General features: G+C 63.6%; 15 protein-coding genes. 7 read left to right on the top strand and 8 right to left on the bottom strand.

Features of this window, described 5'->3' with window-relative positions; genetic code table 11:
* Window positions 1-15 precede the first annotated feature (15 nt).
* The 7 genes from EPO50_RS09760 (at window position 16) to EPO50_RS09730 (ending at window position 17,439) form a co-directional block, all read left to right on the top strand.
* Window positions 16-7,221, top strand: a complete 7,206-nt coding sequence (locus EPO50_RS09760; RefSeq protein ID WP_296343374.1) for an OmpA family protein — start codon at window positions 16-18, stop codon at window positions 7,219-7,221.
* Complete coding sequence (locus EPO50_RS09755; protein WP_296343372.1) at window positions 7,218-10,337, top strand: hypothetical protein; 3,120 nt, start codon at window positions 7,218-7,220, stop codon at window positions 10,335-10,337. Before EPO50_RS09760 ends, EPO50_RS09755 begins: the two co-directional genes overlap by 4 nt.
* The gene (locus EPO50_RS09750; RefSeq protein ID WP_296343370.1) at window positions 10,334-13,402 is read left to right on the top strand and encodes a hypothetical protein; all 3,069 of its coding nucleotides are present in this window, start codon (window positions 10,334-10,336) and stop codon (window positions 13,400-13,402) included. The genes EPO50_RS09755 and EPO50_RS09750 overlap by 4 nt, the downstream gene beginning before the upstream one ends.
* A 49-nt stretch (window positions 13,403-13,451) precedes the next feature.
* Window positions 13,452-14,030, top strand: coding sequence for an ADYC domain-containing protein (locus EPO50_RS09745; protein ID WP_296343368.1), 579 nt, complete (start codon window positions 13,452-13,454; stop codon window positions 14,028-14,030).
* A 58-nt stretch (window positions 14,031-14,088) separates the two neighbouring features.
* A complete protein-coding gene (locus EPO50_RS09740; protein ID WP_296343366.1) occupies window positions 14,089-14,796 on the top strand; it encodes a response regulator in 708 nt (235 codons plus the stop codon).
* Between the two features lie 161 nt (window positions 14,797-14,957).
* Entirely contained in the window at window positions 14,958-16,238 is a 1,281-nt protein-coding gene (locus EPO50_RS09735; RefSeq protein WP_296343364.1) for a CmcJ/NvfI family oxidoreductase, read from the top strand.
* A gap of 388 nt (window positions 16,239-16,626) precedes the next feature.
* On the top strand, window positions 16,627-17,439 hold the full coding sequence (locus tag EPO50_RS09730; RefSeq protein ID WP_296343362.1) for an SDR family NAD(P)-dependent oxidoreductase: 813 nt from the start codon (window positions 16,627-16,629) through the stop codon (window positions 17,437-17,439).
* 93 nt (window positions 17,440-17,532) lie between these two features.
* On the opposite strand, the gene EPO50_RS09725 is transcribed toward EPO50_RS09730, so the two are convergent.
* From EPO50_RS09725 to EPO50_RS09690, 8 genes are all read right to left on the bottom strand, one after another.
* Complete coding sequence (locus EPO50_RS09725; RefSeq protein ID WP_296343360.1) at window positions 17,533-19,857, bottom strand: molybdopterin cofactor-binding domain-containing protein; 2,325 nt, start codon at window positions 19,855-19,857, stop codon at window positions 17,533-17,535.
* Window positions 19,858-19,859: 2 nt separating this feature from the next.
* A complete protein-coding gene (locus tag EPO50_RS09720) occupies window positions 19,860-20,312 on the bottom strand; it encodes a (2Fe-2S)-binding protein (protein WP_296343358.1) in 453 nt (150 codons plus the stop codon).
* Window positions 20,313-20,338: 26 nt separating this feature from the next.
* Window positions 20,339-20,551, bottom strand: coding sequence for a hypothetical protein (locus EPO50_RS09715; protein WP_296343356.1), 213 nt, complete (start codon window positions 20,549-20,551; stop codon window positions 20,339-20,341).
* Window positions 20,552-20,573: 22 nt separating this feature from the next.
* Window positions 20,574-21,494 carry a hypothetical protein gene (locus EPO50_RS09710; protein WP_296343354.1) on the bottom strand — a complete coding sequence of 307 codons (921 nt, stop codon included), beginning with the start codon at window positions 21,492-21,494 and terminating at the stop codon, window positions 20,574-20,576.
* A complete protein-coding gene (locus EPO50_RS09705) occupies window positions 21,475-23,028 on the bottom strand; it encodes an MFS transporter (protein WP_296343352.1) in 1,554 nt (517 codons plus the stop codon). Before EPO50_RS09705 ends, EPO50_RS09710 begins: the two co-directional genes overlap by 20 nt.
* The gene (locus EPO50_RS09700) at window positions 23,025-24,008 is read right to left on the bottom strand and encodes a GTP-binding protein (RefSeq protein WP_296343350.1); all 984 of its coding nucleotides are present in this window, start codon (window positions 24,006-24,008) and stop codon (window positions 23,025-23,027) included. Before EPO50_RS09700 ends, EPO50_RS09705 begins: the two co-directional genes overlap by 4 nt.
* A 6-nt stretch (window positions 24,009-24,014) precedes the next feature.
* Window positions 24,015-25,667 carry an amidohydrolase gene (locus EPO50_RS09695; RefSeq protein ID WP_296343348.1) on the bottom strand — a complete coding sequence of 551 codons (1,653 nt, stop codon included), beginning with the start codon at window positions 25,665-25,667 and terminating at the stop codon, window positions 24,015-24,017.
* A 291-nt stretch (window positions 25,668-25,958) separates the two neighbouring features.
* Window positions 25,959-26,825, bottom strand: coding sequence for a helix-turn-helix domain-containing protein (locus tag EPO50_RS09690; RefSeq protein ID WP_296343347.1), 867 nt, complete (start codon window positions 26,823-26,825; stop codon window positions 25,959-25,961).
* Between the last annotated feature and the right edge of the window lie 105 nt (window positions 26,826-26,930).

Raw genomic sequence — 26,930 nt, 5'->3', positions numbered from 1 at the left:
TCTCTAGGAGACGCCATGGCCAAGATCGCGTTAATCGATGTCGTGCGTCCCTACTTCTTCGCCGGCGTTGACCTCGGGCCCGGTGTACAGAGCGCTCTCGAGCTGCTGCATGTCGATGAGTACGACACTGCTTGGGACGACGATGGCGTCGTTATCTGGGGTGACGCGCGCATCGACTCGGACAATCCTCAGTCCCCGGTCTTCTCACCTTCCGCAGGCGGTGGCGCACAGTCGGGCGATGTTGGGCGCTTCGAGTGGCACAACATCGTCGTCCACTTCCGCCTGACTGCCGCGCGCCGCGCCGCTGGCGCGCTCACCGTTAGCGGGGTCGGGGCTCTTCCCACGCTGCTCAATTCTCTCGGACCGACGTCGGGCACCGCCGCGTCCGATTTTCCATCGACGCAGTTCCGGCTCGAACTGATGTTCGAGGTCGTCACGGTCCAGATCGATCGGCTGATCGGCGCCAAGTTGAGCGGTTGGGTGCTCGTGCCGGATCCGGACCATCCCGTCGTCAAGCTGATCTTGCCCCGCATCCTTTTGCGCATGACGCAGGACTCCGCGGTCAGCACCGACTTCGACGTCGGCCTCGGCAGCTTCGGCACCGAAACTCTCGAAGATGCGGACCGAGGCGTCGCGAGCCTGCTCGCAATGGAGCCGCCGTTTGCCCTAACCAAGGGTAAGCAGTTCGGCTTCGGAATCCGCAAAGCCGTACTCGACCTGTCCGATCAGCACACTCCCCTCGACCTGCTCGCGCATTTCGGCATCGGCGACGATTGGCAGGGCATCTACGTTCCCGAGGCCAGACTCTTCGTTGCGACGCAAGACTCCGCCGGCGTGGCCTTCAATGTCGGCGTCCGTGAGATGCTCATCGGCATCCAGCCGTCATTCGGGCTTTGGGGCGACCTCAGCTTTGATTTGGACTTCCAGGGCGATGCGCTGAAGGTCGCCATCCGCATCTACGACATGGCAGGCAAACTCTACGAGACGGAGGCAATTCCCAGTTCCAATGCAGAAGCGGCACGTGCGGATCGCTATCAGGTCACGGTCCCGGCAAGCAGCGGGCCAGAGGCAGAGAACTTCGTCCTTTTTGTCGATGTGAACTCTGGGGCAGCACCGTTCGTGATGACTGCCGTCGCCGGCGAGGACATGCCCCAGGGCGATCTCGACACTTACCCGGACGATGCGTTCTTCAACGACACGGCCAACCATCCCGAGGACATCTCGGTTACGCAGCGCATCAGGTTGTTTTCGCAGGAACAGCGCGTAGCCGTGCGCATCACCAGTCGCAATCCGGCGCAGCGACGCCTGATTGTGCTCGACGTCTTTCCGAACCGACAGTTCCACCCGGAGCCCTCCCCCGAGCCGGCAAAGGTTCCGACGCCCGCTCTCGATCCGGAGTCGGCAAGAATTCGCATCTCGGACAGCACGGATGCGGACGCCGTTCTCACGTTAAGCCCGCCCGATGGCGTGCTGACGGTCGATGGTCAGGCCAAAACGCTGTCCGACGGCGCGGTTCGCATTCCTATCCCCGAGGACAGCTCGAAGTCCGTCGAAGCGTCGTGGACGACCGCCGGCTCTGAGACACGCGAACGGTTTACTATTCCCTTCGCGAAAGGCCGGCCGCGCGAAGGGGAAACGACCGGAGCGCTCTCGATCATAGGTAGCGTCGACGATTTTGTTGCGCGTGCGCTTGAAGACACGTCATTGACTATTCGCGTCGACGGCTTTGCGAGCCGCGAGGACGGCGATGCCCAGACGACCTACAACAAGGCGTTAAGCGATCGTCGGACCGAGTACCTAAAAGCAATTCTCGTAGAGCGCGGCATCGCGGCGGCGCGCATCTCTGACACCGGCTTTGGTAACAACTCAGTTCCGCAGGCGACAACGCCGATCACGAGCGGGCTTGTGCCGGGGGACCGATCCGCAAACGACGTGTTCCGGAATCCCAACTACGTGCCGGACCCGTACCGGGTCGCAGTCGCGAGTTTGATGCGACCTACATCCACAACGCAGTCCTACAGCGGAACGCTTTCGCGTAAGAAGCGCGACACGGTTCCGACGCCAAAGCGCGACGAAGTCACTGCTCCTCAAGGGCAGCAGGCGGACTGGCTGCGCCATATCGGCGGCACCGTGCGTTTCGAGCGCGACCTCGTACCCATTGCTGGTGAGTTGCGGCTTACCGTCGATTTCAAGACGGCACATGAGGAAGGGTTGGATAAATTCAGGAACGATGTCGATCTCATCGGCCCCGGCCTGGAAGATCCCCAAGAGCAAGCACGGCTCCCACAAGGCGCACCCAATCCTGACGATGGCGTTGTCGAGTTCCGTTTCACGATCACACACGATCCCACTACCGGAGAATTCACGGAAACGCTCGTCGCGCGAGCCGCTGAGACGGACCGCGATGGTTTGTGGAGCTGGGGCACGATTCCAGTGGCAAACTCAACGGCGGAGCCACCATCCGATGGATGGCGTGACGTGCTCGGCCTCTATTTCACGTTGGCGCCCCTCCTCGCCCCGAATGCGCCGGATGCGGCGAGCGATGGCGAGATCGTTCCGCTCGCCATCGCACTCGGTACACCGGTGCTCGTTACGACGCTCGGGGTCGCGCATGTTCTGCGTCTCACGCACTACGGTGTCGAGCTCGATGTACGACACGACCAGGACGAAGTGCATGCCGCACTTCTCGTCGACGTCGAAAGCGCCGTCTGGCTGAACATCAAGATCGCAAATCGCGAAATCGTGACGATGCGGCCGGACAAACCGGCGAAGATCCGCTACAAGGCCGTGGGCTTCGCATTTGATTCGCAGCCCAACCAGCCGACGAGCTTCCTGCCGGTCTTCGATTCCTCGCGCGGCTACACGATCGACCTTGCGGACTCCGGCTCGCTGCGCGTGCTGCCTGGGCTCCTCGGTGAAGACATCATCAAGGTCCTTGGTGCACGCATTGCACGCACCAATCCCCTCAATATCGAGGTAGACCTCGGCTTCGGTGCAGACCTTGGTGTGGTCAAGGTGGATCGTTTCGGCCTCCGCCTGCCCATTGATCCGCTTGGCACGCCGTCTATCACTGCGATCGGCGTAAGCGTCAATGTCGAAGGGACGCTGGAAGGCCGCGGCTACCTCGAGATCAAGAGTGATGGATTCGCAGGGCAGCTCGACCTTTCGTTGCCGAGCATCGGCATTCGTCTTGCCGGTGGGCTGGCAATCCGCTCGATCACGCAGGGTGAGCGCTCGGCGACCGGAGTCCTGGTCACATTGTCAGTGGAATTGCCGACGGGCATTCCCCTCGGAGGCACGGGGCTCGCCGTGTTCGGATTCCTCGGACTGTTCGCCATGCATCACGCGCGGCTCGAGAATCCTGCCGCGCGCACTCCAGCGCTTGACTGGTTTGCGAACGTTGTCGCGGGAGACCCAACAGATCTGCGCGGGTGGGGACCGGCGCTGGACAAGTGGGCGTTCGGTGTGGGCGTCGTCGCTGGAACCATCGAAGGCGGCACGGTTCTCAATGTGAAGGGCATGCTCGCGCTCGAGCTTCCTGGTCCACGCGTGCTGATGTTCGTGAAGGCGAACCTGCTCAAGAAGCGCCCGCCCACCAAAGGGAGCGCCACCGGCGCCATCTTCGCTACAGTAGACATTACACGCCAACGAGTGCTGATCGGGCTCCAGTTCGACTATCACATCGAGGCCGTGCTCGATCTCAAGGTTCCGGTGGAAGCAGGCTTCTTTTTCGACCCGCCGGCCTTTCCGCCAGAGCACTTCTATGTCGACGCCGGTACCATCGCACGCCCCGCGACCGCGAAGATTCTGCAGCTTTTCGAAGGCACCGCGTATTTCATGGTGCACGGAGATGGCATCCCGGACTTCCCACTGGGACCGCTGCAAGGCTTCTCGCTGGCCACCGGGCTCCGGGTTTCGTTCACCTGGGGCAATACCGACATCGGGCTCTACCTGCGCGTTGCAGCCGGTTTCGATGTCGGTGTGGGTTTCGCGCCATTCTACTTCGCAGGACGCGTGTTCCTCGATGGGAAGCTGCGTCTCTTCATCGTAAGCATCGAAGCGCACGGTCAACTCAAGTTCCTCTCGGACGGTGATGACTCGCGGCTTGAAGGGCGGATCTGCGGCAAGGTCAGTTTCTTCTTCTTCTCCGTGAAGGGGTGTGTCGGCTTCTCGCTCGGCGACATGCCGGGGGCGCCCTTCCCACCATCCCCCATTCGCGATCTGATGCTCCAGAGTCGGTCGCCCGCGCTTGTTGAAGGCAGCGGCGTCGATCGCGGTATCGATACGGTGCTGTGCCATGGCACGGAAAATGGCTCCGTTCCGATCGTCGAGGTGCGTGAGGGCGACAACGTCATCCAGCGTCAAGTCTTCGTGCCCATCGATGCAATCCCACTCGTACAATTCGAGGTCGCTCCGCGTATGGCTTCGGGAGCTACTGTTGACGGCCAATTGTCCTCCGGGTTGCCGCCCGGCTTTGGTCAAGGCTGGCAGAAGCGCGGCCCTAATTTCCTGAAGTACGAGATTCGCTCGATAGAGCTGCAGCTTGTCGCCATTGCCGGTAGTCCCGTGGCGCCTGGAACGTCACCCGTAACTCCAGGTCCGCGGCCGTACACCTGGAGACACCCGCCGCAACAAGGGGGAAGCGATGGAATGCCTGTCGAGCTCGCACTGCTCGACTGGAAGCCGACGAACGTGGACAAGGCGATGCTCCAGAGTCCCGGACTCGACGGCATGGTCGACGATCGATTCGGCGATGTGTGCACGAAAGTGGCCGAAGCCGCGTCGGTGTTGTGGACGTTCCGGCACTCCTTGATGGGGCCGTCCGAAGCAGGGTGGCGTCTCACCGGCGAAGCGTGGCCCGACGCGCCAGGAACTACGCGCTCGCAGCCAGTCGATACCGCGGTCAAAGTCTACGAGACGTGGCGCACGAACACATTTCTCGACGGTTTGATGCCCGGCCTGGCCGCGAGGGTCGTGGGCACGCAGGCAGCCTGCCCAAGGCCACCACGCCGGCCCTTCGATCCTCGCGTCGTGGCTATCGACCGGTTGAGGATGTTGGAGATGGCATTTGAACCTTCGCCTCCGACGACACGTCCACCCCGCGATCGCCGGCTCGCTGAAACAATCATTGCCCGCGCCCCTCGCGTAACCACGAATGCTACCGAGGCAGCGCGCTTCACTCCTGCACTGGATCTCGTCGCAGCAGCGAGTACCCAACAATGCGTCGCAAAGGTGCTTCAAGCTCCCTATGAAGTCCTGGCCGAAAGCATCGTTACGGCGCCAGGCTTCGATGGGCTGCTGGCCAATGCGCTGAACAAACTTGACGATCAACGGAAGGAAAGCCTTCGCGATGTAACGTGCATCAAGGGCGGACCGTTCGTCACGCTGACACTGCTCATCTTCGCGCGCATCAAGATGGTCGCGAAGGGGCTCGTCAAAGTCCGTGCTTTCGGGACGGGCAACAAGGAGATTGCAGGTACGACCGTTACCTTTGCTCAGCTCAATACGTCTGGCGTGTCCGTCCCACCGAAATGGGACGACACGACCGGGCCCTGGTGGGATGACGTGCGGCTCGCGCGAGCCTACTTCGGCAGCGCCTTGAAGGGTGCGGGTGGCTGGGGCGAATTCATTGTCCAGATCAAGTTGCCATCACCTGCTTTACGAGTGGAAATTGGGGTCAGCCCCTTGCCCGTCGCGATACACGAATTCGGGATGAGTCCGCCTTCGTATTTCCTCGCTGTCATCGAAGGCCTTTCTGAATATGAAGTCGTACGCGCCGAAGAAGACGGTGCCGAATCGAACGCAGATCTCAGCGGACTTGTAGTGGCACTCGATGACGCGAAGCATGCACTGCTAAAGCCAAATGCCGAGTATCGCGTTGTCGTTCACTACTCGGCCGAACTAGGTCAGAAGCCGGTGGAGCCGGAAGACGGTCAGGACCCGAACGAGATTGTCACCCTGCGCACGGTGGACAGCAACGACACCGGGATAGGGCCCGCAGTACGCACGTTCTTCACGGACGCCGAAGCGCCGCGAAACCTCGATCCCTGGATCCTCGTCGAATATCCGCCGTCGGGTGAACTCTATCACTTCACCGACGATCCGGTCGTGGTGGTCTTCGCCACGAACGACGTGCTCGAACTCTACGCGGCATACGACCGGCAGCTTCGTGCCGTGGCGCGTGCTGCATCCTTCCGCGGGTCCGCCGGAACACCTGAGGAGCCCCTGATGCAGTTCCTCATCGCAGCGCGCTACGAGCCGGTCACGGGCATGGTCTTCTCTCCCTGGGAAGGCACAGTCCGGCGTTTGTTGAACGGCCTGACATGCGGTGACTTCAACCCGGCTTCCGACCGTCACGGCCGTGTGTCGCTGCCCTTCGCGCTCGATCCACTCACAGAGTACATCGTCGATCTGGAGCCGTTGACGATGGGAGGCGCATTGGCCCGGCCTCCGCTGCGTCCGGAAGACATGGGTCATCGCCCACTGCATCGCCAGTCGTTCACGACCTCGAAGTACCGCAGTCGCGAGGAGTTTGCGAAGGCCGTACGCCTCGCCCCCGTGATTCCGGATCGGGTCGCAAATCCCGCACCGCTCGCCAGCCTTCCCGACGAGGTGACCGACGAAGCGTTCGACGGCGCGCTCGTCGAGGCCGACCTCGAGGTCCGGACACGCCCCGAGTTTGCACGTGTCTCGGTGCTGTGGACAACGGACGCCATCGCCCAGCCATTCGCGGTGCTCCTCGAGACACCGGAGCCAGCCTGGCGTACGCGCCTTGAACCGGAGCCGGAGTACGACACAGAAACAGGCATCTATATCGAGCGTTGGCTGCTTCAGCGGCGCACGTGGCTGCTGGTGGATGAGCTCGTGCGGACGACGCCAGACCTCGTTGTCGACGGCGGCGACTTCATCCGACGCGCCACGGGCACGAAGACGGTGAACGCCAAGTCAGTCGTCGAGCTGCGGGATCTATATCTCGGACCACGACAGGTTCCGCCTCCACCACTCCCGCCTCCGCCCACTTCGCTCGTGTCGAGAATCATCCACGATGCCAGCGGAACGCGCACGCTTGTACTGCTGAAACCGGGTGCTCGCGGCAAGGTCGTTAGCCTCGCGCTCGCGCGCAATCTGCATCCGCTGCTCGATGCGGCCGTTTCGGACACGCCGGAACTCTGCTGTGAGGCGGATTTGGCACCACCGCCTTGGGAAGACGGTGCCACATGAGCCGCCTTGTCTTCCCTGAGTTGTTCCATGGTTCGGCGGCGCCCATCGTCGTTGGTGGGAAAACGCGCGTAGCGCTTCGCTGGATCTTGCATTCCAGTCTTGGAATGCCTCGCGCTCTTTTCAAGGTGTGGCACTTCCAGGGCCGTGCGCTGCCCGTAAAGGAAGTGACCGTACACAGCGAGCCGCTGGACTCTGGCTCGCGGCTCCTCTCCTGGACAGTCGGCCCCGGCGCGGCCGTCTTGCTCGTAGTGAACGTACCTGCGGGCGCCACGCTTGTGGCGCGGGGATTCAGCGGCCCGGATGGTACGGGTCACGCAGTCGACGAAGAGAGCGCTGCCGGGCTCGTATCGAATCGCTCTTTCGTGCTGTTCGGCAGTCCGGTTGCCAGTGTCGTTCTCTTCGGCACGGGGACAGTCACCTCGGTGCGGGTCGTGCCCATAGATGCGTTTATCAACGACCCCGGCTGGAAGCTCGTCGAGACAGTGGGCCTGCCTGCAAATGAAGCTTTCGCAACCACCGGCTACCCGATGGACCCTCAGGGACTGGTCGGCGCCGAGCAGGCTCCAGTAAATGCCGCGATCGACCGTGTGAAGCGCGGGACGCCAGACGCTGGTTGGAATGCCATCACTGACCGTGGCACTGCAGTTCCGGCCTTCGCGGCCCCCGACAGCTCACAACTCGTCACCAAGGAGTTGCGCCCGCTGGTCTCTGCCGTGGCGCGAATGCTGGAGACGGTGTCGGATCCGTCGAGGCATGCGGAGACGTCGGTCCCCGTCACGACGAGAGCACCTCGATCGGTGCACGGCGTCGCGGCTTCCGCACACTGGCAGAGCAAGGCGCATGATTCCGAGCTGTTCCCACTGGGCGGTATGCTGGTTGCTGCCGGCACTGATCCGTTCAGCGCTCTTGCACTCGGATTTGGCACGACGCTGGGGCCACCGGCGGCGATCCAGCCAGCCTCGACAACGCTCTCGACGCAGCCGGTCAAGTTCGACTTCTACATGATCACCGTGGATCATAAGGTCGTCTTGAAATTCAAGCTGCCTGGCACGGGCACGACAATTGAATTCGTCATCGCAGGCGAATTGACGACCTTGTGCATGGAGCTTCAGCAGGGCGCCGTTACGGCGCCGCAGTCGCTGGTGGCGGAGCCGTCACCGCTTGACCCGCCACGCCATATCGATCCTCCGGGTGTGCTCGACGGACGTTGGCTCGAAGCGCCGAACGTATCCTGGGCCGTGCCGCTCTTGACGTCCGATTCGATGCCACGGCCCACGGGATATGCCGTCGCGCGTGGTTTCGGCCCCGCCGCGATGGAGATCCGTCTCGAGCCGCGGAGTTCAGGTGGCTGGACGCCGTTCGTCGCGGCTGAAGATCCCAACCGCGAGCCGCCAGCGCTCGTTCGCTTCAACGATGACAACGTGCCCGAGCGATTCCCTGGAGACCCGAATACCGTCGTGTTCAGCGTGGCGGCGACAGACTGGTTCGGCCGCTGGAGCAGCTGGGTATCCGCGGATCACTCGAGAATCGTCGTGCCTCCGCAGGTGCCCTCGGTAAAGAAAGTGTCGCTGGAGGTTCCCGCATCGGCCACGCCTGTCTTCCCAGCCGTCGCGGCGGTCGACTTCATGTGGGACTGGTCGCACCGTCAACCCCGCCAGATCACTCTCCGCCTCTTGGTGCATGCTGAAGGAAGCGCCGTACCGACAGTGAACGGGTCGGTGTTCGCGGTTGGCGGGCCTCTGGTCGCCGATACGATGATAGATTTCTCGACGGCTTCGATCGACGTTCCACCGGCCGGTCTAACGATCGTCGCTGATGAGACAACTGGAAGGTTGCGCACCTATCGTGTGCAGATTCCGGGCCTCGCTTTCGCGTACCAGAGCCATCCGCGGGTACGGGTTACCGTCAAGGCGCAGGCCACGGAGCGTGTTGGCTTTGGGCTTCCGAGCGACTGGTCACCGAACGTTTCCGCCCAAGCGGCGAGCCCGATCCCGCCGCCACCGCCATTCGTACCTACTGCCATGACCTGGGCCTCGCTGCCCGATCCGAAAGGCGTTTCGCGCATCACGCTCGCCTGGTCGCCGTCGGCGCCCAAGTACACAGTGTACGCAGCCGATGAGACCACGTTGGCCAGAGAACTTGAACTGGCCTCCCCCGATCTGGAGATCTCGGCGGCAGACCGTCTCGTAGCGTTGAGGCCGCACGTATTTGGCAATGCACGGCGTGCATTCACGCGCGTCGCTGACAACGTCACCGCGACCACGTTGCAGGTAGAGCTGCCGCGAGGAAGTCGAATGATTCACTTCTATGCGATCGTCCCGGTGAGCGTCACCGGTGTCGAGGGGGGACTGCCATCCGCGGGAAATGACTACATCGCCGTCGCCGTTCCGGATGTTCAGATAGCGGAGCCGCCGACGTTGATCGCCCGCGACCAGGGCGGGGTCGTCTCGCTTCGTGTCGAGGTTGCGGAGACCCGCGTGCCGGTGTCGCGGGTCGAGATCTTCCGTGCGCCCAACGTGCAACGCGCGATCATGACGGAACATGCAGGCCCGCCGATTGCCGTCTTAGACGCGGCCTCCGGCATGAGAGCGAATGGCATCATCAGCTTCGAGCTTGAAGATTCAGCCCCCGGCAAGACGTGGCAATCGACCTTCTACCGTGCAGTCGCATGGGCAGAAACGAATTTGAACCGCGGCATTCACGGCGGTCGCTCACCAGCCTCGCGCGCCATAGGCGTCGTTGTGACCTCGACAGCGGCTCCATCGATGACAAACATTACTCTCGAGAATGTGGCGGGATTTCCAGATCATCGGCTCGTCAGCTACGAGACCGACGCTTCCTTGCAGGTGACGCCGCGGGGTTCGCATCTCTTTACAGTGAGCATCGTGATGGCAGATGCGTCGATGGTAACCCGACGCGCACACGGCAATGAGGTACGGCTCATCTCGGGAACGATGCCCGACCCCACGGTTCAGCCGGAGTCGATCTTTCGCTACCACGCCACAAATCCGCTTCTCGGCCGAACCTATGCATGGATACCGCGTGACATCGCAGCGGTCACCGTCGAGATCGTCGATCCGGCCGGGCGCATCACGCGCGAGACGAGATTGCCATGATCAACCAGACACTCGCGACGCTCGCATTCAATCAGGCGGGAATGAACGCGATGGGGGCGGCCTCAGGCCAGCTTGCTACGCGCTGGGGCGAAGCCCTGCCCACGTATGACGCGGCAGCGATGACGCTCACGCTAGCGGGGCCGGCACGGTGGATGGCGCCCATCGGAGGATCATTTCAGTGGCACAAGTTCGGGGTGTCCCTGCGGGATGCGAGCGGCGCGCGGTTGGACGGCATCGTCGCCGTGTTCAGGTTCCACCCACAGGCAGCGCTTCGCGTACGCCGCCTCATCGGGCAGAGATACGACGAGCGGACGGACGGCCGCGCGTCCCGACCCGTGCCCTGGTTTGCCGCGATCCGGGGCGGCGAAGCGCCGGCGGAGATGCCCGATATCAAGCCCAATGACCCCCCGCTCGCACCGACGAGCGCTGACGTGGGCGCGCCGTTAACGCATGGCACATTGTCATTCCACGACGAGCGGGGCCTCATCATCGATCCCGTTGCCGTAGCCGCGATGTTTCGCGACCTGCTGTCGGATGGCTTTCCGGCGCTGCTGAACCCAAGTACCGGGAGTGCCGCTGACCTCAACGCGAGCGGCAACCCAGGTGGGCTCGGACGCATCGCAGGTCTCGCAACAGGCACGCGGCTTCACATCGTCGACATGTTCGGCGGCGCGTGGGCAAATCCCGCCACGGGCGCGGGGCTACGCATCGGCACCTCCGGCTCACCTCTCGGCGCGGGACCGCACGACTGGACGTCAGGTACGCTGCAGTCGACGGTGTCCGGCGTGTCGAACCTGCGGTTTGGCTTCTCGCCGGAAGGTGCGCTGGGCACCGCGCAACTCTCTATTCCGAACTTTCCAACGACCCCGTTTCCGTCAGGTTCGAGCACGCCGACGCTCGGGCGCCAGTTCTTCAGGGTGGTCGCTGTCGATCTCGGCTTACATCTTCTCGGCAACCGGGGTTCTTCGACGGTGGAAGGCGTAGTCGGTGCCGATGGGGCCACGCAACTCGAACCCGAGCCGCTCGTTCGCGACGGTGATACGCTGCAGGCGACGGTCGATGGCCAAGCGACAATGGGCGCTGTGACCGAAATCGGCGCCCAGACCGGGCTCGTGCTTGCGGTCAGCCCGACAATCTCCACGAGCGTCGCTTTCCCGGCGAATCGGAACGTGCGGTGGCCTACAGTCCCCGCACCAATCGGCACCGCTGAAGATTTGTCGGCAGAGCAGTCAGCCAGAGCGCGCAATGAAGCCACGGCGGCCTACGTCGACGCCACCAACGATGTCGTGGTTACATGGCCGATAGGTGCGCTACCGACAGAAGCACATGTGCGGGTGTTTCCCCGTGTCGATCCCGGGCCGGCCGTTGTGCAGTTGTCCGAACTCGACTTTGCGCTTCGCGGTGAAGGCGGTTCGGGAATTGCGGCGTCGACAGGTCTCTCGGTGCTTTTGCGCGACCCCTATCGCGTGGGCAGCGGCAGCCGCCCGCAAGCCCCGGAGTTGCGATTCGATCTTCTCATTGCCACTCGCGGTCCCGCGGGCGCGCGCTCGCGAGTCCTGGGTGGTCTTTCAGCGCAAGTCGGCATCGGTGGAACTGCCCCGGTGCGGCCGCCCGCGACGAACGTGCTCGCTCAGGTGCCGCTTGATCAGCGGGGTCTGTCACCCGCCCCTTTGCTTGGCCTTGTGCCAACTGCGCCTGCATCGGGCTCCGATCCCGTTCTGTCGGCTCTGGGCGAAGCAGCTCCACGCGAATCACCGCGTTTCCGCACGATGGCGCGAACGGACTCTCTGGTCGCAGGCCACGATGGTGGAGCCCCAGGAAATTGGGCGGCGCTCGTGAGTCCGGGGTTCCTTGATGCGCGCTCGGTCCGCGGCGATGCGCGGCTCGGCAATCCCGGGAACGATGCGGGGCCCGAAGATCACGCACCCGGATTGGTATTCAGGGGCAGGCTGGGCACTGACCTTGCCCGCGCGGCCCTACGCCGTACGCATCATCTAGTGAGACGCCTACCCGAACTAAATGCAGAGCGCTGGGCCGATCCAGCGGCAGGCACAGGAACGATTGCAGGAGCGGTGCTGCAAAACATTGCGGAGATTGTCGAGAGCCCAGAACTGTCCCTCGTCCCCGAGACTGTGGTGCGCGGTCTTCCGGCGAACTGGACTGGGCTGGTGAACGCCGTCTCACCTTTCCTGCCGCCGTCGATGGGATCGTTGCTGACCTCGGTTCCCGCACCGGCTGCTGGCGATCGTTGGGTTGCGGAAGTTCGCCGTGAGGCCTTCGCCGCCAAGCAGGGGCGTCGGGACAGTCAATGGGCTCTTCTCTGGGCGCTCTCGCATGCCCGGACTCTCGTCTACATCGAAACGCCGCTGTTCGGAGCGACCGCTGCGGGAACTGCCCCGCATGAGGTTGATCTGGTCGCACTGCTCGTCGCACGGCTGACTGCGGAAAAGGATCTGCGCGTGATCGTTTCCGTGCCGAAGCGCATTCCCTTTGGGCCGGGCTACGAGAGCTTCGCACAACGTCACTACGTTTCCCGCAATGCTGCAGTGGATGCACTGCGTGCCGCGGATCCCAAGCGCGTGGTGGTGTATCACCCCGTCGGATTCCCGGGCCGTCAGGAAATAGTCCGGGGAGCGCTCGTCACGGTGGATGACGTTTGGGCGCTGAGCGGTACATCTTCCTTCTCCCGGCGAGGGTTGACCTTCGACGGGAGCATCGATGTGTGTTTCATCGATCGTCAATTGCGCGATGGCGTGAGCGCCGCCATCGCAGACCGCCGACGGCTCGCGATGGCACGCACTCTCGGTGTTGCGCCGCCACTTGCCGGCGAGACACCGGCCGCAAACTGGGTGCGCTCCTTGCAGATGAGAAGCGCGTTCGAACTCTTCCGAGAGATCGTAGGACGCGGAGGCGACGGGTTAGTCGAACCGTTGTGGCGTGGGCTGCCCGAGGCCGACTTGCCGGCCCTCGATGCCCGAATTGCCGATCCAGACGGTCGTGGATTCCCAGCGATCAGCGGGATTTTTGCGTCGGTCCTGGCGGGGCTTGGCAGCGCGCGAGTGTGAGCGATCGTCCACCCTGACACCGAAGTAAAGAGCCTCGGAATCGGCGACGATGCGACGGGCATCCTTGTCGAAGGCCAGAACGCGGCCCACGAGAGGCCAGGTGTGGCTGCACACGCTCGAAATGCAGAAGGCGGACGGCTCCTGGGAGAATTTCTGCCTGTCGGGTCCGGATGGTCGCCGTCAGGCCTTTCCCCTCGAGAGCGGTTCGAGCGGCCTCGAGCTGAGTTGCACCGGTGGCGCCATCGCGAAGTGCGTGCGCTACGGCTACCACCGCTGGTCCGACGCGGCGGCCGGTATTTCATCGGCGCGGCTCCACGCGGCCTGCGTGCGCATGGTGCGCGGCGACTATGGTGGCGCCAACGAGCCGTGGACCAAGAACGGCATGCGCATCGATGTCTACGACGACGGTGGTGTCCAGAAGCCTGAGAACGCGCCGCAGGACGTGTTCGAGGCAGGTTGGTCGCCCGACGGCGCGGTCTGCGTCCACCACGTCCGTGTGAAGGAGAACGTCACGCTGGCCGAGCTCGAGATGCGCTATCCGAAGCTCGCTGGCCGGACCGGCGCGGTTTGCACCGAAGAATTCGCGCGGGCCAATGGTGCCATTCTCTACAACCGATCCGGCCTGTGATGCGTTCGTGCTCTCCCTTTCATGTTGGTGTGCTAGTAGACGTCCGACGGGGGGAGAGATGGATAAGCGTCAGCATATCGTGGTGGTCGAGGATGAGCCGGCCCAGCGCCAACTCCTGCTCGACTACCTCAGTCGGCAGGGGTTTCGCGTCACCGGTCTGGAATCAGGAGTAGGATTGCGCCGGCTGGTCGAGCGAGAAATGCCGGCGCTGGTGCTGCTCGATGTCAACCTGCCGGGTGAGGACGGCTTCGCCCTGGCGCGGTGGCTGCGCGAGAAGAGCGGACGGGTCTGCATCATCATGGTCACTGCCGCGTCCGACACGATTGATCGCGTGGTCGGGCTGGAGACGGGCGCCGACGACTACATCCCCAAACCTTTTGACCCGCGCGAGCTTCTGGCCCGCATCAAGAGCGTGTTGCGCCGGGCCAACGGCGCCGTTGCTCCGGCCGCCGGTCCGCGGGTTCGTATGGGCCGCCGCATCCTCGATCTCGAGAAGCGCGTCCTGATCGAGAGCGACGGCCGTGAGGAAACGCTGACGGCCAGCGAGTTCGATCTGCTGAAGGTATTCGCCGAGAATCCGAACCGGCCGCTGGCACGCGACTGGCTCCTGGAGACGGTCGGTCACCGGGAAATGGAGGCATTCGACCGCGCCATGGATCTCAGGATCACCCGCATCCGCCGCAAAGTTGAGACGGATCCCGCACACCCGGAGGCAATCCGGACCGTCCGAGGCGTGGGCTACATGTTCGTGCCACCTAAGGATTGATTGCTTCTCGATGGTAGCCTGCCGAGGCTAGCGCATCTCGGCCTGCTGCGCTTTGCAGCACACCTTCGCATGACTTGGACTTATGACCTGCAAGAGATTCATGATCTGGAAAGCGCAGGTTCCATGTGCCACCGTAACCTCAAGCCAATTGGAGGTCTGCCATGGGACAGCTCGAGGTCGCCGAGACGAAAGTTGCGGCAGACAAGGAGATGGTTTCGTCGGCCTATGTGCCGCCTCTCCAGCGCACGGAAGGTCAGCCGCCACCTATCGCGGCGAACGGCGGCCTTTCCTACATGTCGTTCGATCAGAATGGCGACGCGGGAACAGCCAAGGCGCTTGAAGATGCGCTCGCCGAGATTGCCAGCGGCGAGGGCCAGCGCGTCGTCGACATGATCGACAAGGCGCCTCCCGGCCCTATCAAAACCCGGTGGGGTCTCGCGTTCCGCGACTACGACGAGTGCGTGAAGTACATCCGCGAGTCGAACAGCATCAAGGCACCCGAGGGCGGCGTGGCGCTTCCGTTGGCCTACACGGTCTACGATCGGCCGAGCTATTCCGTAGTCCCCTCCAACGCTCTCTGGCAGGATCCATCACGCACGGACATGGCGAAAGCCCTGCACAGGAACGAGGAGGACAACCGGCGACGGAACCTCTACTTCCCGCAGCTGTTGCGTGATGCGCGGCGCATCGGTGAATACTATCCGGGCCTCTCGCCCAACAGCCCCGAATGCATGGACCGGCTCGGCGTCTCGCTGGCACACCTCGAGTCGAAGTGCTCGAACTTCTACGATGCGGCGGAAGTGGAGCGTGTGTTTTACCCCGAGATCGAGAAGCTCCTCCTCGAGTTCTTCCCCGGTGCCACCGACGCGCTGGTCTACAACCACGACGTCTTCGACAAGGACTACGCGGGCGACCGCACCGAAGATCAGGACAATAAGAACCCCGGTGTGAACGCCCGCTACGTCAACCTCGTGCACAACGACCTGAACGACAACTCGGGCCGGGTGCGCTGCCGCGAACTGCTGACGAAGAACCTGCGGAACTTCGGGCGCACGCAGCACTACACCGAGGAAGAGGCCGACGCGAAGATGTCGCGGCGGTTCATATCGATCAACCTCGCCAAGCCGATGGAGACGGTCGAGCAATTCCCCTTCGTGCTCTGCGCCTGGCCCTCCTTCGCAGATCAGCCGTACATCACCAACTACCGGATCTACGACGACCGCGTCGGCGAGACCACCCGCTTCACCTATCGTCCCGACCATGAGTGGTACTGGTTTCCCCGCCAGACCTCGACCGAGGTCTCGATGCTCAAGTGCTACGACTCGGTCGCCGACGGTTCGGTCTCGCGCTGGTCCTTCCATACCGCCTGCATTGACCCGACCGCACCCGCCGATGCGCGCTGCCGCAAGAACGTCGTGGTCCGATCCTTCGTCTTCTTCTAGGGAGACAGGAGAAGCAGCAAGTAACCAGATTTGGCGCCAACCTGGTCTTCGAGCGGGTTGGCGCGGATCGGCGTGCTGAAACTCGGATCGTCGCGCTTGAGTGAAAAGCAATCGCAGCCCGGCGGGTCATCGGCCCCCACCGGGGGAATGACGCTCCACTATAAGTAGGTTCCGCATCTCGATCAGGGTGCGGATCAGCGCCGTGCCAAAACACCTGATCGCCTCAGCATAGGCGAAGCCGTAGAGCGAGGTGAGGCTGCAATCGAACCAGAGCCCGTATCCGCGAGATCGTAGTATCCACGAGCCGTATTCGCGCTGCAGTTCGCCTGAGTTGCTGTCGGTGGCCGCTCAGAGCCAAACTGCCAACCTCGATCTCAAGGGATTTAGTATGTCCAAACGTGTTGAAGGAAAGATAGCCGTCGTCGTTGGCGCCGGGCAGACTCCGGGGGAAACGATCGGTAACGGCCGGGCTGTCGCCCAGCTGCTCGCTCGCGAAGGAGCGACCGTGCTCTGCGTCGACCGATCTGGCGAACGTGCGCAGGAGACAGCCGAACAGATCACCGCTGAACCAGGAATGGAATCTCGGGCCTCCTGGATGAGCGCCGACGTCACGGTCTCGGCGGATTGTGCTCGCATCGTCGCCGAGACGAGCGCGCGATACGGTCGATTGGATATCCTCGTCAACAATGTTGGTGTCGGCGGCGGTGGCGATGCGCCCGCTCACCGCCTCGATGAGCAGGTCTACGACCATATCCTAACCGTGAACCTCAAGGGCATGTGGCTGACCACGAAGGCTGCCATCCCGCTGATGCGCGAGCAGCATGGAGGGGCGATCGTCAACATCTCCTCCCTGGCGGCGACGAGCGGCGCAACGCAACTCGCCTATGAACTGTCCAAGGCGGCCGTGAACCGCCTGACGACGCACGTCGCCCAATCCAATGCCCGTCACGGCATCAGGGCCAATGCCATCATGATGGGGTTCATGGACACGCCCATGGCCGTAACAGGGATCGCCCAGGCGACCGGTCGCTCTACTACTGCGGTTCGTGCCGAACGAGATGCCCAGGTTCCCCTTCGAGGCAAAATGGGCAGCGGCTGGGACACTGCCTACGCAGCATTGTTCCTTGCATCTGACGAGGCCCAATTCATCACGGGGGAAGTACTGCGCGTCGACGGCGGCATGGGAATGGGCAGAGTGTAGGAGCCTGCCGATCCCGCCATTCGAGACGAAATGACCTGCCGTAGGGTGAGGCTTCCTTTCCGGTCCCCTCACCCTGGTCGGTAGGTCAGGCGATCAGGTCTTCGGCGCAAGCTGGTTGCGGATGGGCAGGCTACGGATGCGCCTGCCGCAAGCGGCGAAGATCGCGTTGGCGAGCGCCGGCGCGACCGGCGGCACACCGGGTTCACCGACACCACCCATCGGCTTGTCGAACGAGGTGGTGTTGACGAGATGGGTGCGGATTTCGGCCGGCGCAGCATCGATGCGTGTCAGCTCGTAGCCGTCGAAGTTCGTCTGCTCGGGACGGCCGTTCTTGAAACTGATCTCGCCCACGGTGGCAAGGCTTACGCCCTGCACGACAGCCCCCTCGAGCTGGGAGCGGACCCTGTCGGGACTGACCACGGCACCGCAGTCGAAGGCGATGTCGACCCGCGGGATGGCCAGTTCACCTCTGGCGTTGACGGTAGCCTCGACGACCACCGCGGCATAGCTGACAAAGCTGCGATGCGCAGCGATGCCGAGACCGTGGCCCGCCGGCAGACTGCGTCCCCAGCCGGCTTCCTTGGCGGCCGTCTCGACGACGCGCCGAAGTCGACCCGTGTCGAACGGATACAGCTTGGGATCTTCACCGTAGAGCCACTTGTCGGACATGGCCCCTGCGTCGATCAGGCGATCGGGCCCGATGAGCTCGAGAAGATAGTCCTTGGGATCACGCTTGAGCTTTGCCGCCATCTCGGCGGAAAAGCTCTGGATCGCGAAGGCATGCGGGATGTTGGAAACCGAGCGGAACCAACCGATGCGCGTATGTGCCTTTGCCGCCGGGTTCTCGACCCGGAAGTTGGGAATGGCAAAGGGGTTGTCGACGGCGCCCATTGCCAGTTCGAAGGGGGCCTCATGGCCCGGATCGGGAGCGAAGGTCGAGAAGATGGTAGGAGCCACGGTGCGATGCAGCCAGGCGACAGGCTTGCCTGCGGCGTCGACGCCCGCTTCCAACCGTTCGACCGAGACGGTGTGGAAGAAGCTGTGCTGCAGATCGTCCTCGCGCGTGAAGGTGAGCTTCACCGGCCTTCCCTCCATCGCCTTGGAGAGGATGGCCGCCTCGGTCGCGAAGTCGGGCTTGGACTTGCGGCCAAAACCGCCACCAAGCAGCAGCGGATGCACCACGACCTGGTCGAGCTTCAGATTGAAGCGCTTGGAAAGATCCGTGCGCACCGCCTCTGGCGCCTGCACGCTGGTCCAGACCTCGGCGCGGTCGGCGGTCACATGCGCGGTCGCCGTCGGTGGTTCCATCGGCGCCTGGGCGAGGTGCGGCAGGTAATACGTCGCTTCCATGCGTTGCGCGGCACCCTTGAGGGCTGCGTCGACGTCGCCGTCATTTCGGACGACCAGACCGGGCGCTGACGCCGCCTCCTCCAAGGTCTTGCGATATGCCGCGGAATCATAGGTGCCATTGGGCCCGTCATCCCATTGGATGGAAAGACGCGACCGCCCCTTGATGGCGGCAAAGGTATTCTCAGCCACCACCGCAATGCCACCGAGCGGCTGGAAGACCGACGGGATCGGGGGACCATCGATCGACACGACCTTGAGCACGCCGGGCACCTTCATCGTCTCGGCCGCGTCGAACGACTTCACCTTGCCACCGAAGACGGGCGGCCGGGCGATCACGGCATAGACAAGCCCCTCGGGGCGGGCGTCGATGCCATACAGCGCGGCGCCAGTGGTGATGTCGACATTGTCGACGAGCTGCATCTCGGGCCGGCCGATGTAGCGGTAGCGATCCGGCGTCTTGAAAACCAGCATCTGCTGCGACGGCACGGGCCTGGCTGCCGCGCCCGCGGCGAGCGCGCCGAAGGCGAGACGCCGGCCGCTGGCGGCGTGGACGACTTCGTGGTTGGCGGCTTTCACCTCGGTGACGGGCACGTTCCAGCGGGCGGCCGCTTCCTGCTCGAGCATCAGGCGCGCGGCGGCGGCAATGCGGCGCAGCGGGTTGAAATGGTGGCGCATACTGCGCGAGCCGTCGGTGTTCTGATTGCCATAGCGCGCCTCGTCGCCCGGCGCCTGCTGCACCTTGAGGCGTCCGATGTCGGCCTCCAGTTCGTCGGCCACGACCATCGCCCAGCCGGTACGGATACCCTGCCCCATCTCGGCGCGATTGCAGAGCAAGGTGACCGTGCCGTTCTCGGCAATCGACAGGAAGACGCGCGGATCATCCTTGAGGCCCCCAGGCATGGCGTCGCCGCCATAGTTCTTCTCCTGGGCAAAGGCGGGTGACGAAAGGCGAGTGGCGACCACGAAGGTGCCGGCAGCGAGGCCCAGCAGGGTGGCGCGACGGCGCAGGTTGAACACGCCGGAACGAGAATGGGCGGCGTTCGAATTCGATATGATGGTGTCGGGCATGATCAGGTCCTCCCGGCGGCGCGCTTGATGGCGGCACGTATGCGCGGATAGGCGCCGCAGCGGCAGATGTTGCCACTCATGGCGCCGTCGATATCGGCATCGGTGGGCTTGGGCGTATCCTTCAGTAGCGACACGGCTTGCATGATCTGGCCGCTCTGACAGTAGCCGCATTGCGCGACGTTGAGCTCGCGCCAGGCAACCTGGACGGGATGCATACCGTCGGTCGACAGACCCTCGATGGTGATGATGGCGGCACCCTCGACGTCGCCGACGCGCGTCTGACAGGAGCGCACCGCCGCGCCGTCGACATGGATGGTGCAGGCGCCGCACAGCGCCTGACCACAGCCGAACTTGGTGCCCGTGAGGGCCGCAACGTCGCGCAGATACCAAAGCAGAGGCGTTTCGGGATCGCCATCAAATTTGTGCGATTTGCCGTTTACCGTGAACGTGCTCATGGGTGTCCCCCTGTGGTTGAGGTTGCCTAGTTCGCGTTCTTCATCAAGTCGAGCGTGTGCACGAAATTCTGCCTGGCTTGCAGCTTATGGCAAGCAAAGCAGCGATCGAGGTTCTCCAAGACGTTCACCGACCTGTCGGCGTTGAACGCCCAATATTCCCACTCGTCGATGCGCTGTTCCAGCGGATATTCGACTTCGCACAGGTAGACATCTGCCACCGTCTCCGACTGCCCCAACATGACAACAGGGGGCGCAGCCCTCTCAGAACTTGACGCTAAACCCGATGAGGGGGCCATGCAGCACCAGGTCGACACCCCTCGTCTCGATGCCCGCTCCAGTCGTATAGCTCGTCGCGAGAGCGCGATAGCCCAGCGTAGCGGCGAGCTTGTAGCCCTCGAACTGCCAAGAGTAGGCATAGGCCGCAACGGCCTGCCACGAGAACAGACTGCCGAGGCCGAAACCGCCGATATCGCCGCGCAGGAACGCTGTCTGGCTGGGGGTGAACTGATGGCGCACACGAAACCCGACCACCGGATCGACCCACTCGAGATTGCCCGACTTGGCGACGGCGATATCCCGCGATCGCTCGAAGCCCAGATTGTAGAGATCGGCTGTCATCACCGCGTCGAGGCTCGCGGCAACCGAATTGTTCCAGTATCGGAAACCCAATAGTGCGTCAGCCGCAGTGAAGGAGCCCGGACTGTGCGACCAACGGGAGACTTCGTAGATGCCCCCGACCTCGACGATGGTCATCGTATAGCCTAGCTGGGCATTGACGACGCCATTGACATCGAGACCAGGCAGAGGGTTGCGGTAGCGTGCCGCCGATTTCGGAAAGCCGAGATTGGACCAGACCAAATCGGCGTAAAAGCCGACTGGCCCCTTGTTCGCCTCGAAGTAACCGTTGAACGCGGCGATCGAGCTGCTGTTGTTGATGATGTCGAAGAAGCCCGCGTTGACGCCGAATGTCTGTCCCCGCGCGGTCACGTTGCCACTTACGCTCGTGAACCACGCGTAGGCCGTGGCATTGAACCGCCAGCCATCGGCCGACGATGCCTCCTCAGCAACCGCAGGCCCCGACATACCCGCGAACAGGGTGGCGACGATCGCGGCCATAGCTGCACGCCAACTTTTGTAGTCTTCGATCATCTGCGCTTTGCTCTCACACTTGAGTTTTGACATGGCTTTTCCGAGCCAGGATCCAGTAGGACAATGCTGCGATCAACGTGATCAGTCCGGCCATGACCAGCATCGTGATGCGGTAGCTGCTGAGATAGGCCGTCGTGCCGTTGGCAATGACCTCGTGCACCAATCTCGCGTCGAACTTGTCGGTATTACCGGTCTGCACATAGGACTGGAGGATGCCGATGGCCTGGGCCTGCTCGCCCGGCGTTGCGCCCGCCTGTTCGAGCCGCTGCCGCAAGAGCGGTGAGAACATTCCGTAGATCAGCGAGGAGCTCAGCGCCAAGCCCAACGCGAAACCGAACTGACCGAATGCCGTGCGCGAGGAGCCGATGGCCCCGACGAGCGCGGGCGGCGGCTTGGCGACGAAAACGTTGGCCGCCGGCGCCTGCGTCAGCATCATGCCGACCCCCGCCACGACCAGCGGAACCACGAACATGAAGTAAGGCGTCTTTTCACCCGAGAACGCCATTGCCGTCAGGGCCACCGCCATGGCGATCAGGCCACCCGGAATCAGCAGCCGCATGGCCACGCCGCGCGCCACCAGGCTGCCCGCCCAACTCGCCGCCACGATGCAGGCTGCGATGAAGGGAAGCTGTCCCAGGCTCACCTCGAATGGCGTGTAGCGATAGACGTACTGCCACAGCAGCGAGAGCTGGATGGCAATAACAGCGTTTCCAATATTGAAGCCGATGCCCGACAGGGCGCCGGCCAGAAGTTCTGGATCGACAAAGGAGCGAATGGGAAAGGCCGGATGTGCGCAGTGCCATTCCCAGAGCGCGAAAGCGGCCAGGCCGACGAGACCGATCACCATCGGGATCAGCACTTCGCCGCTACCCCAGCCAGCCGACGCCGCGTTGCTGACGGCATAGAGCGTGCTGACCAACCCCACCGCCACCAGGGCCAGACCCAGAACATCGAGACGACCGGCCGCAGGGTCTTTTGCTTCGGGAACAGCCTTCAAGCACCAGACGAGCGCTCCTACGCCGACCGCCGGCCCCAACAGATACGCCGCTCGCCAGCTCACGCCGGCGACGTAGCCGCCCAGCACGCACAGGACCACAATGCCCAGCGTCTGCAGCGCGAGCCACTTGGCGACGGACCGCGCCAGTGCCTCCGGCTCGGGCGCCACCGCACGCAGCAGCGCGAAGGAAAGTCCGAACGACGCGGCAAATCCCACTCCGGACAGGGCGCGTCCCAGCGCGAACACGGTGGCGTTCGGGGCCAACGATGTTGTCAGCCCGCCGGCCAGCGTCACCAGCAGCCCGAGCAGCATCACTTTCTTTCGGCCAATCCGGTCGCCCAGGCTTCCGGTCGCCATGATACTGGCCGCGATGCAGAGCGTTCCGAGGCTCGCCGCCAGTGATCGCTCGGCGCCGGTCATATGCAGTGCATTGCCCGCCGCTACGACGGCGATGTTGTGGATCGACGGATCGAGATTCATGGGCAGCGAGGCGCCAACCAACGCCAGCAGCGCCGATCCGCTGACCACTCGGGCCCTCTCCCCCTCCAGCGCCCGCGCCGTATCGCTCATGGCCTCTCTACTCCCTGCAGTAAGGCCTTTACGGCTCGCGGGACGACCGCGACCGATACTGGGGCAAAAAGCGCTTCGAGGCGCTCCGGCTCCAGTTGATCGGCCAGCCCAATGCAGACGATCACGCTACGGTCCGGCACCACGGTGTCCCGGTTCTCGACATGATCAGGCTCAAGCGACCAGCGGCGGCCGACGAGTTGCAATACGAAGCGGCGATCGGGCGCTTCGGCCAGCCGCACGACGCCCTTGGCGCGCACCACCGCCGCCGGGAGCGCCGCAATCACCGTGCGCAAGGCGTCGCCATCCAGCACCCCTCCTCGTACGAAACTCCAGGTCATGAATTGTCGGGCGTGCTCGCCACCGGGCAGTGCGTCATACAGGACAGCATGTCCACCGGGGCCTGAGAGCAAGAGGTCCGCGACCTGGCCTGCCCTGGGTGCGGTTACGACGCGGGCATCCGGCACCTCGACAGAAATCCATTCCTGTACCTGCTGGACGGTTTTGGCGTCGACCAGGTCCGTCTTGCTGAGCGCAATCAAGTCGGCCGTCTCGAGCTGACGCCGCACGAGATCGCCGACATACGCGTCGTGCACTCGCGCGCGGACTGTCTCCGCGTCGGCCACCACGACGATACCGTCGAGAAACAGGCGGGGATGGCTCGCCGCATAGCCTGCGATCCTGGCCGGATCGGCGACGCCGCTCGCCTCGACGACAATATGCTCGGGACCATCCGGGCGCTCGGCAAGGTCATACAGGGCAAGCGCCAGATTGTCGCCGATCGAACAGCAGACGCAGCCGTTGGTCAGGCTGATAGTCTCCCCGTCACGGTTCGCGATCAGCGCCGCATCGATGTTCACGCTGCCGAAGTCATTGACGACGACGGCGAGCCTCACCCCCTGCGGGTGGGCGAGCAGGCGGTTGAGCAGGGTCGTCTTGCCGGCCCCGAGATATCCGCCGATGACAGTGACAGGGATGTTCACGGACTGTCAGCCCGCCGTCGGGAAGACGCGCCCACCCAGGATGGTACCCCGCACCGGAATGTCCTTGATGGCCATTGGCTCGACCGCCAGGGGATCATGCGCCAGTACGGTGAAGTCGGCGCGCTTGCCGACGCGGATGCTGCCGATCTCGTGATCGCGATGCAGCAGCCAGGCGGCATTGTACGTCATCATCCGCAAGCCCTCGTAGGCGGATACCCGTTCCCTCGGGCCTTGCACCCGTCCCGTCGTGGTGACGCGGTTGACGGCGGCCCACATCGTGAGAAGCGGGTCGACTGGGGACACCGGTGTGTCGCTGTGCGCCGCTACGATGACTCCAAGACGGAGTGCCGTCGCCGCCGGATTCATCGCGGCGGCGCGGAAGGCGCCGAACGTATGGGTGCGATGGAAGTCGCCCCAGTAGTACATGTGGTTGGAGAACAGCGTGGCGGAGATACCGAGCGTCGCCATGCGCCGCAGCTGCGATTCGTTCAGGAGCTGACCATGGACGATGAAATGCCGGTGATCGAAGCGCGGCTTTTCGGCCTGTGCTGCCGCCACGGCCTCGATAAAGGCTTCGGAGGCTTGATCGGCGTTGCAATGCGCCACGATCTGCATGCCGGCGGCATGCATTGCCGACACGATCCGCCTCAGCTCCTCGGGCGCCCGATTCCACAGACCATTGGCTCCGGTGCGAAGATAACCCGGCGGCCGCAGCCGGCCGGTGAAGCCTTGATTGGAGCCGTCCAGCAGGATCTTGATGCCTTGAAAGACGAGCTTGTCGTTGCCCTTACCCCTCAGCATTGTCGCGGCCTCGATCATGTCCTCGACCTTGGGGACTGTGATGCCATTGTTGTGAGCGACGATGCGCACCGGAAAATCCGGTGAGCCAGTGGCGGCAAGAGCGGCCTGCAGGAAGGCCGGTTCGAAATATGTGCTGCCGCCGCCGTCGACGATGGTCGTCACGCCGCGCACCTGGGCAACTTTGGCGAAATTGAAGAACTGCTCGGCGTCGGTCGAGGCGCCGACCAGGTTCGATGCGACCGCCTTGATGGCCGCCATCATGGCCGCCATTTCCTGCAACTCGCCGGTTGGAGCGCCCGAAGCATCGCGCAGGACTCCGGGCGCCTTGATGGCGGCATAGTTCGCCAGCTCGAGGGTCGCGGAATTGACGTAGGCGATGTGGCAGCTCGCGGCGAGCAGGAAGATCGGGCGGGTCTTCGAGACCTGGTCGAGGTCGTGACGCGTAATCGGATCGGGGAGATCGTTGAGCGAAGGATCGACGCCCCAGCCGACAAGCGGCGCCGTCGGGTCGGAGATCGCGGCTTCGACCTCCTTCAATCGTTTCACGAGAGCCGGAATGCTGGCGAGCCCCTTGTGCAGTTTGCCCGACGGATCACGGCGGTCGATCGGGCCGACATACTCCGCCTTGGCCCAGAGCAGCCCATCCAGGAGATGGGCATGACTCTCGATCAGGCCCGGAATGAGGATGCTGTCGCCGAAGCGGTCGTCCAGCGTGTGGTCGCCCCAGACCGCACACTCATTGAGCGTGCCGACTTCCAGGATAATGCCGTCCCGCACCGCGACGTGTGTCGCTTCTTCAACGGCGGGATCCATGGTGATGATCTTCCTGGCGCTGAAGATGGTGATCGGTCCTGGCATGGTCGTCTCTCTCCAAAGGGGCCACGACCAGGTGCAGCAGAAGATTCTGAAACAGCATGACGGGCTCGCGGTCGCTCAATTCGGCACATACGGATTGAAGCGAGTCGCTCCACGTCGGAAGCGCCGTCATCATTGTGCCAAGACACCTGACAACAAGTTCGGGCGTCGATGCGATGACAGCAGATGGCCATCACCCGCCGCTATCCAGTTTGCGCAAAATTCATGCTGCGCCGCCCGATGGTGGAGAGCCTCTCCCCCTCCTGCTCAGGAACCAGGAACTCCGGGGCGCGCTCAGTGCCGGATTGCCCGAGCCAGGGTAGCGCTGGGGCGTTCGCCGAAGGCCGACGCATAGGCGGCTGCAAATCGGCCGAGATGCCAGAAGCCCAACTTGAAGGCGATGCCGGTCACGGTGGTGCCTTCTGCGGGCCGACGGAGCATTGTTCGGGCCCGCCACAGCCGGCGCCAGCGCAGATAGTCCTGGGGCGACCTGCCAGTTCGGAGCTGGACCACTGCTTCGAGCGAGCGCCGCGATGTCCCGCTCCTGCGACAAAGTTCCAGCATATCGATCGGCTCATCGCCGGCTTCCTCGATAGTGCGTTCGAACCGCGCCATGATCTTGGTGTGTCTGCCGACCGCCGCCCGGTCGGGCCGAAACGTAGCCGCTTCGCCGACCGCCATGATCGCGTCGAGTATGGCATTGCGCAGCGTCGTACGCGTCGCCGGCGTTTCGAGGATCTGCGGCTGGGTGTCGAGCTGCGCCAGCACCGTCTGATTGAGCGCGTTGAACCGCTGTCGCGCCGCGTCCGAGGCGACATGCCAGCGGCCTGCACGGGCCGCGTTGGAGGGGCCGAACGGCAGATCTAGATCCGGTGCCTTGGCGAACAACGAGGGCTCCAGACCGAAAGTCGCGACATGGGCGTCACCAGCGCTGCGCATCGTGCCGCCCTCGCCAGGCCGCACCATGACGACATCCTGGAGGCCGACATCTCTACCATTGGCCGAGCATAGCGGGCTCATGACATGCCAGACACTGAAATCCGGAACTCTCTCGTCTACGGTCAAGACGCTCGCCTGGTCCATCTCCAGGCGGCTGAGAACGACCCCCTCCAGGTGCAGGTGCCAGTAACGCCCGCCGAACGAGGGACCAGAGTCGGCCACGCAGTGGAAGTTCGCACCCGGGATGGCTCGCCCCAGTTCCTCCGAACTATCGGTAACAGTCCGACGGTAGAAGTGCATTGCCGCCCGTCATTTCCCACGCTGTGG

Source organism: Reyranella sp. (assembly GCF_004297405.1).
Classification (GTDB): Bacteria; Pseudomonadota; Alphaproteobacteria; order Reyranellales; family Reyranellaceae; genus Reyranella.
This window is presented reverse-complemented; position numbering and strand designations above follow the sequence as displayed.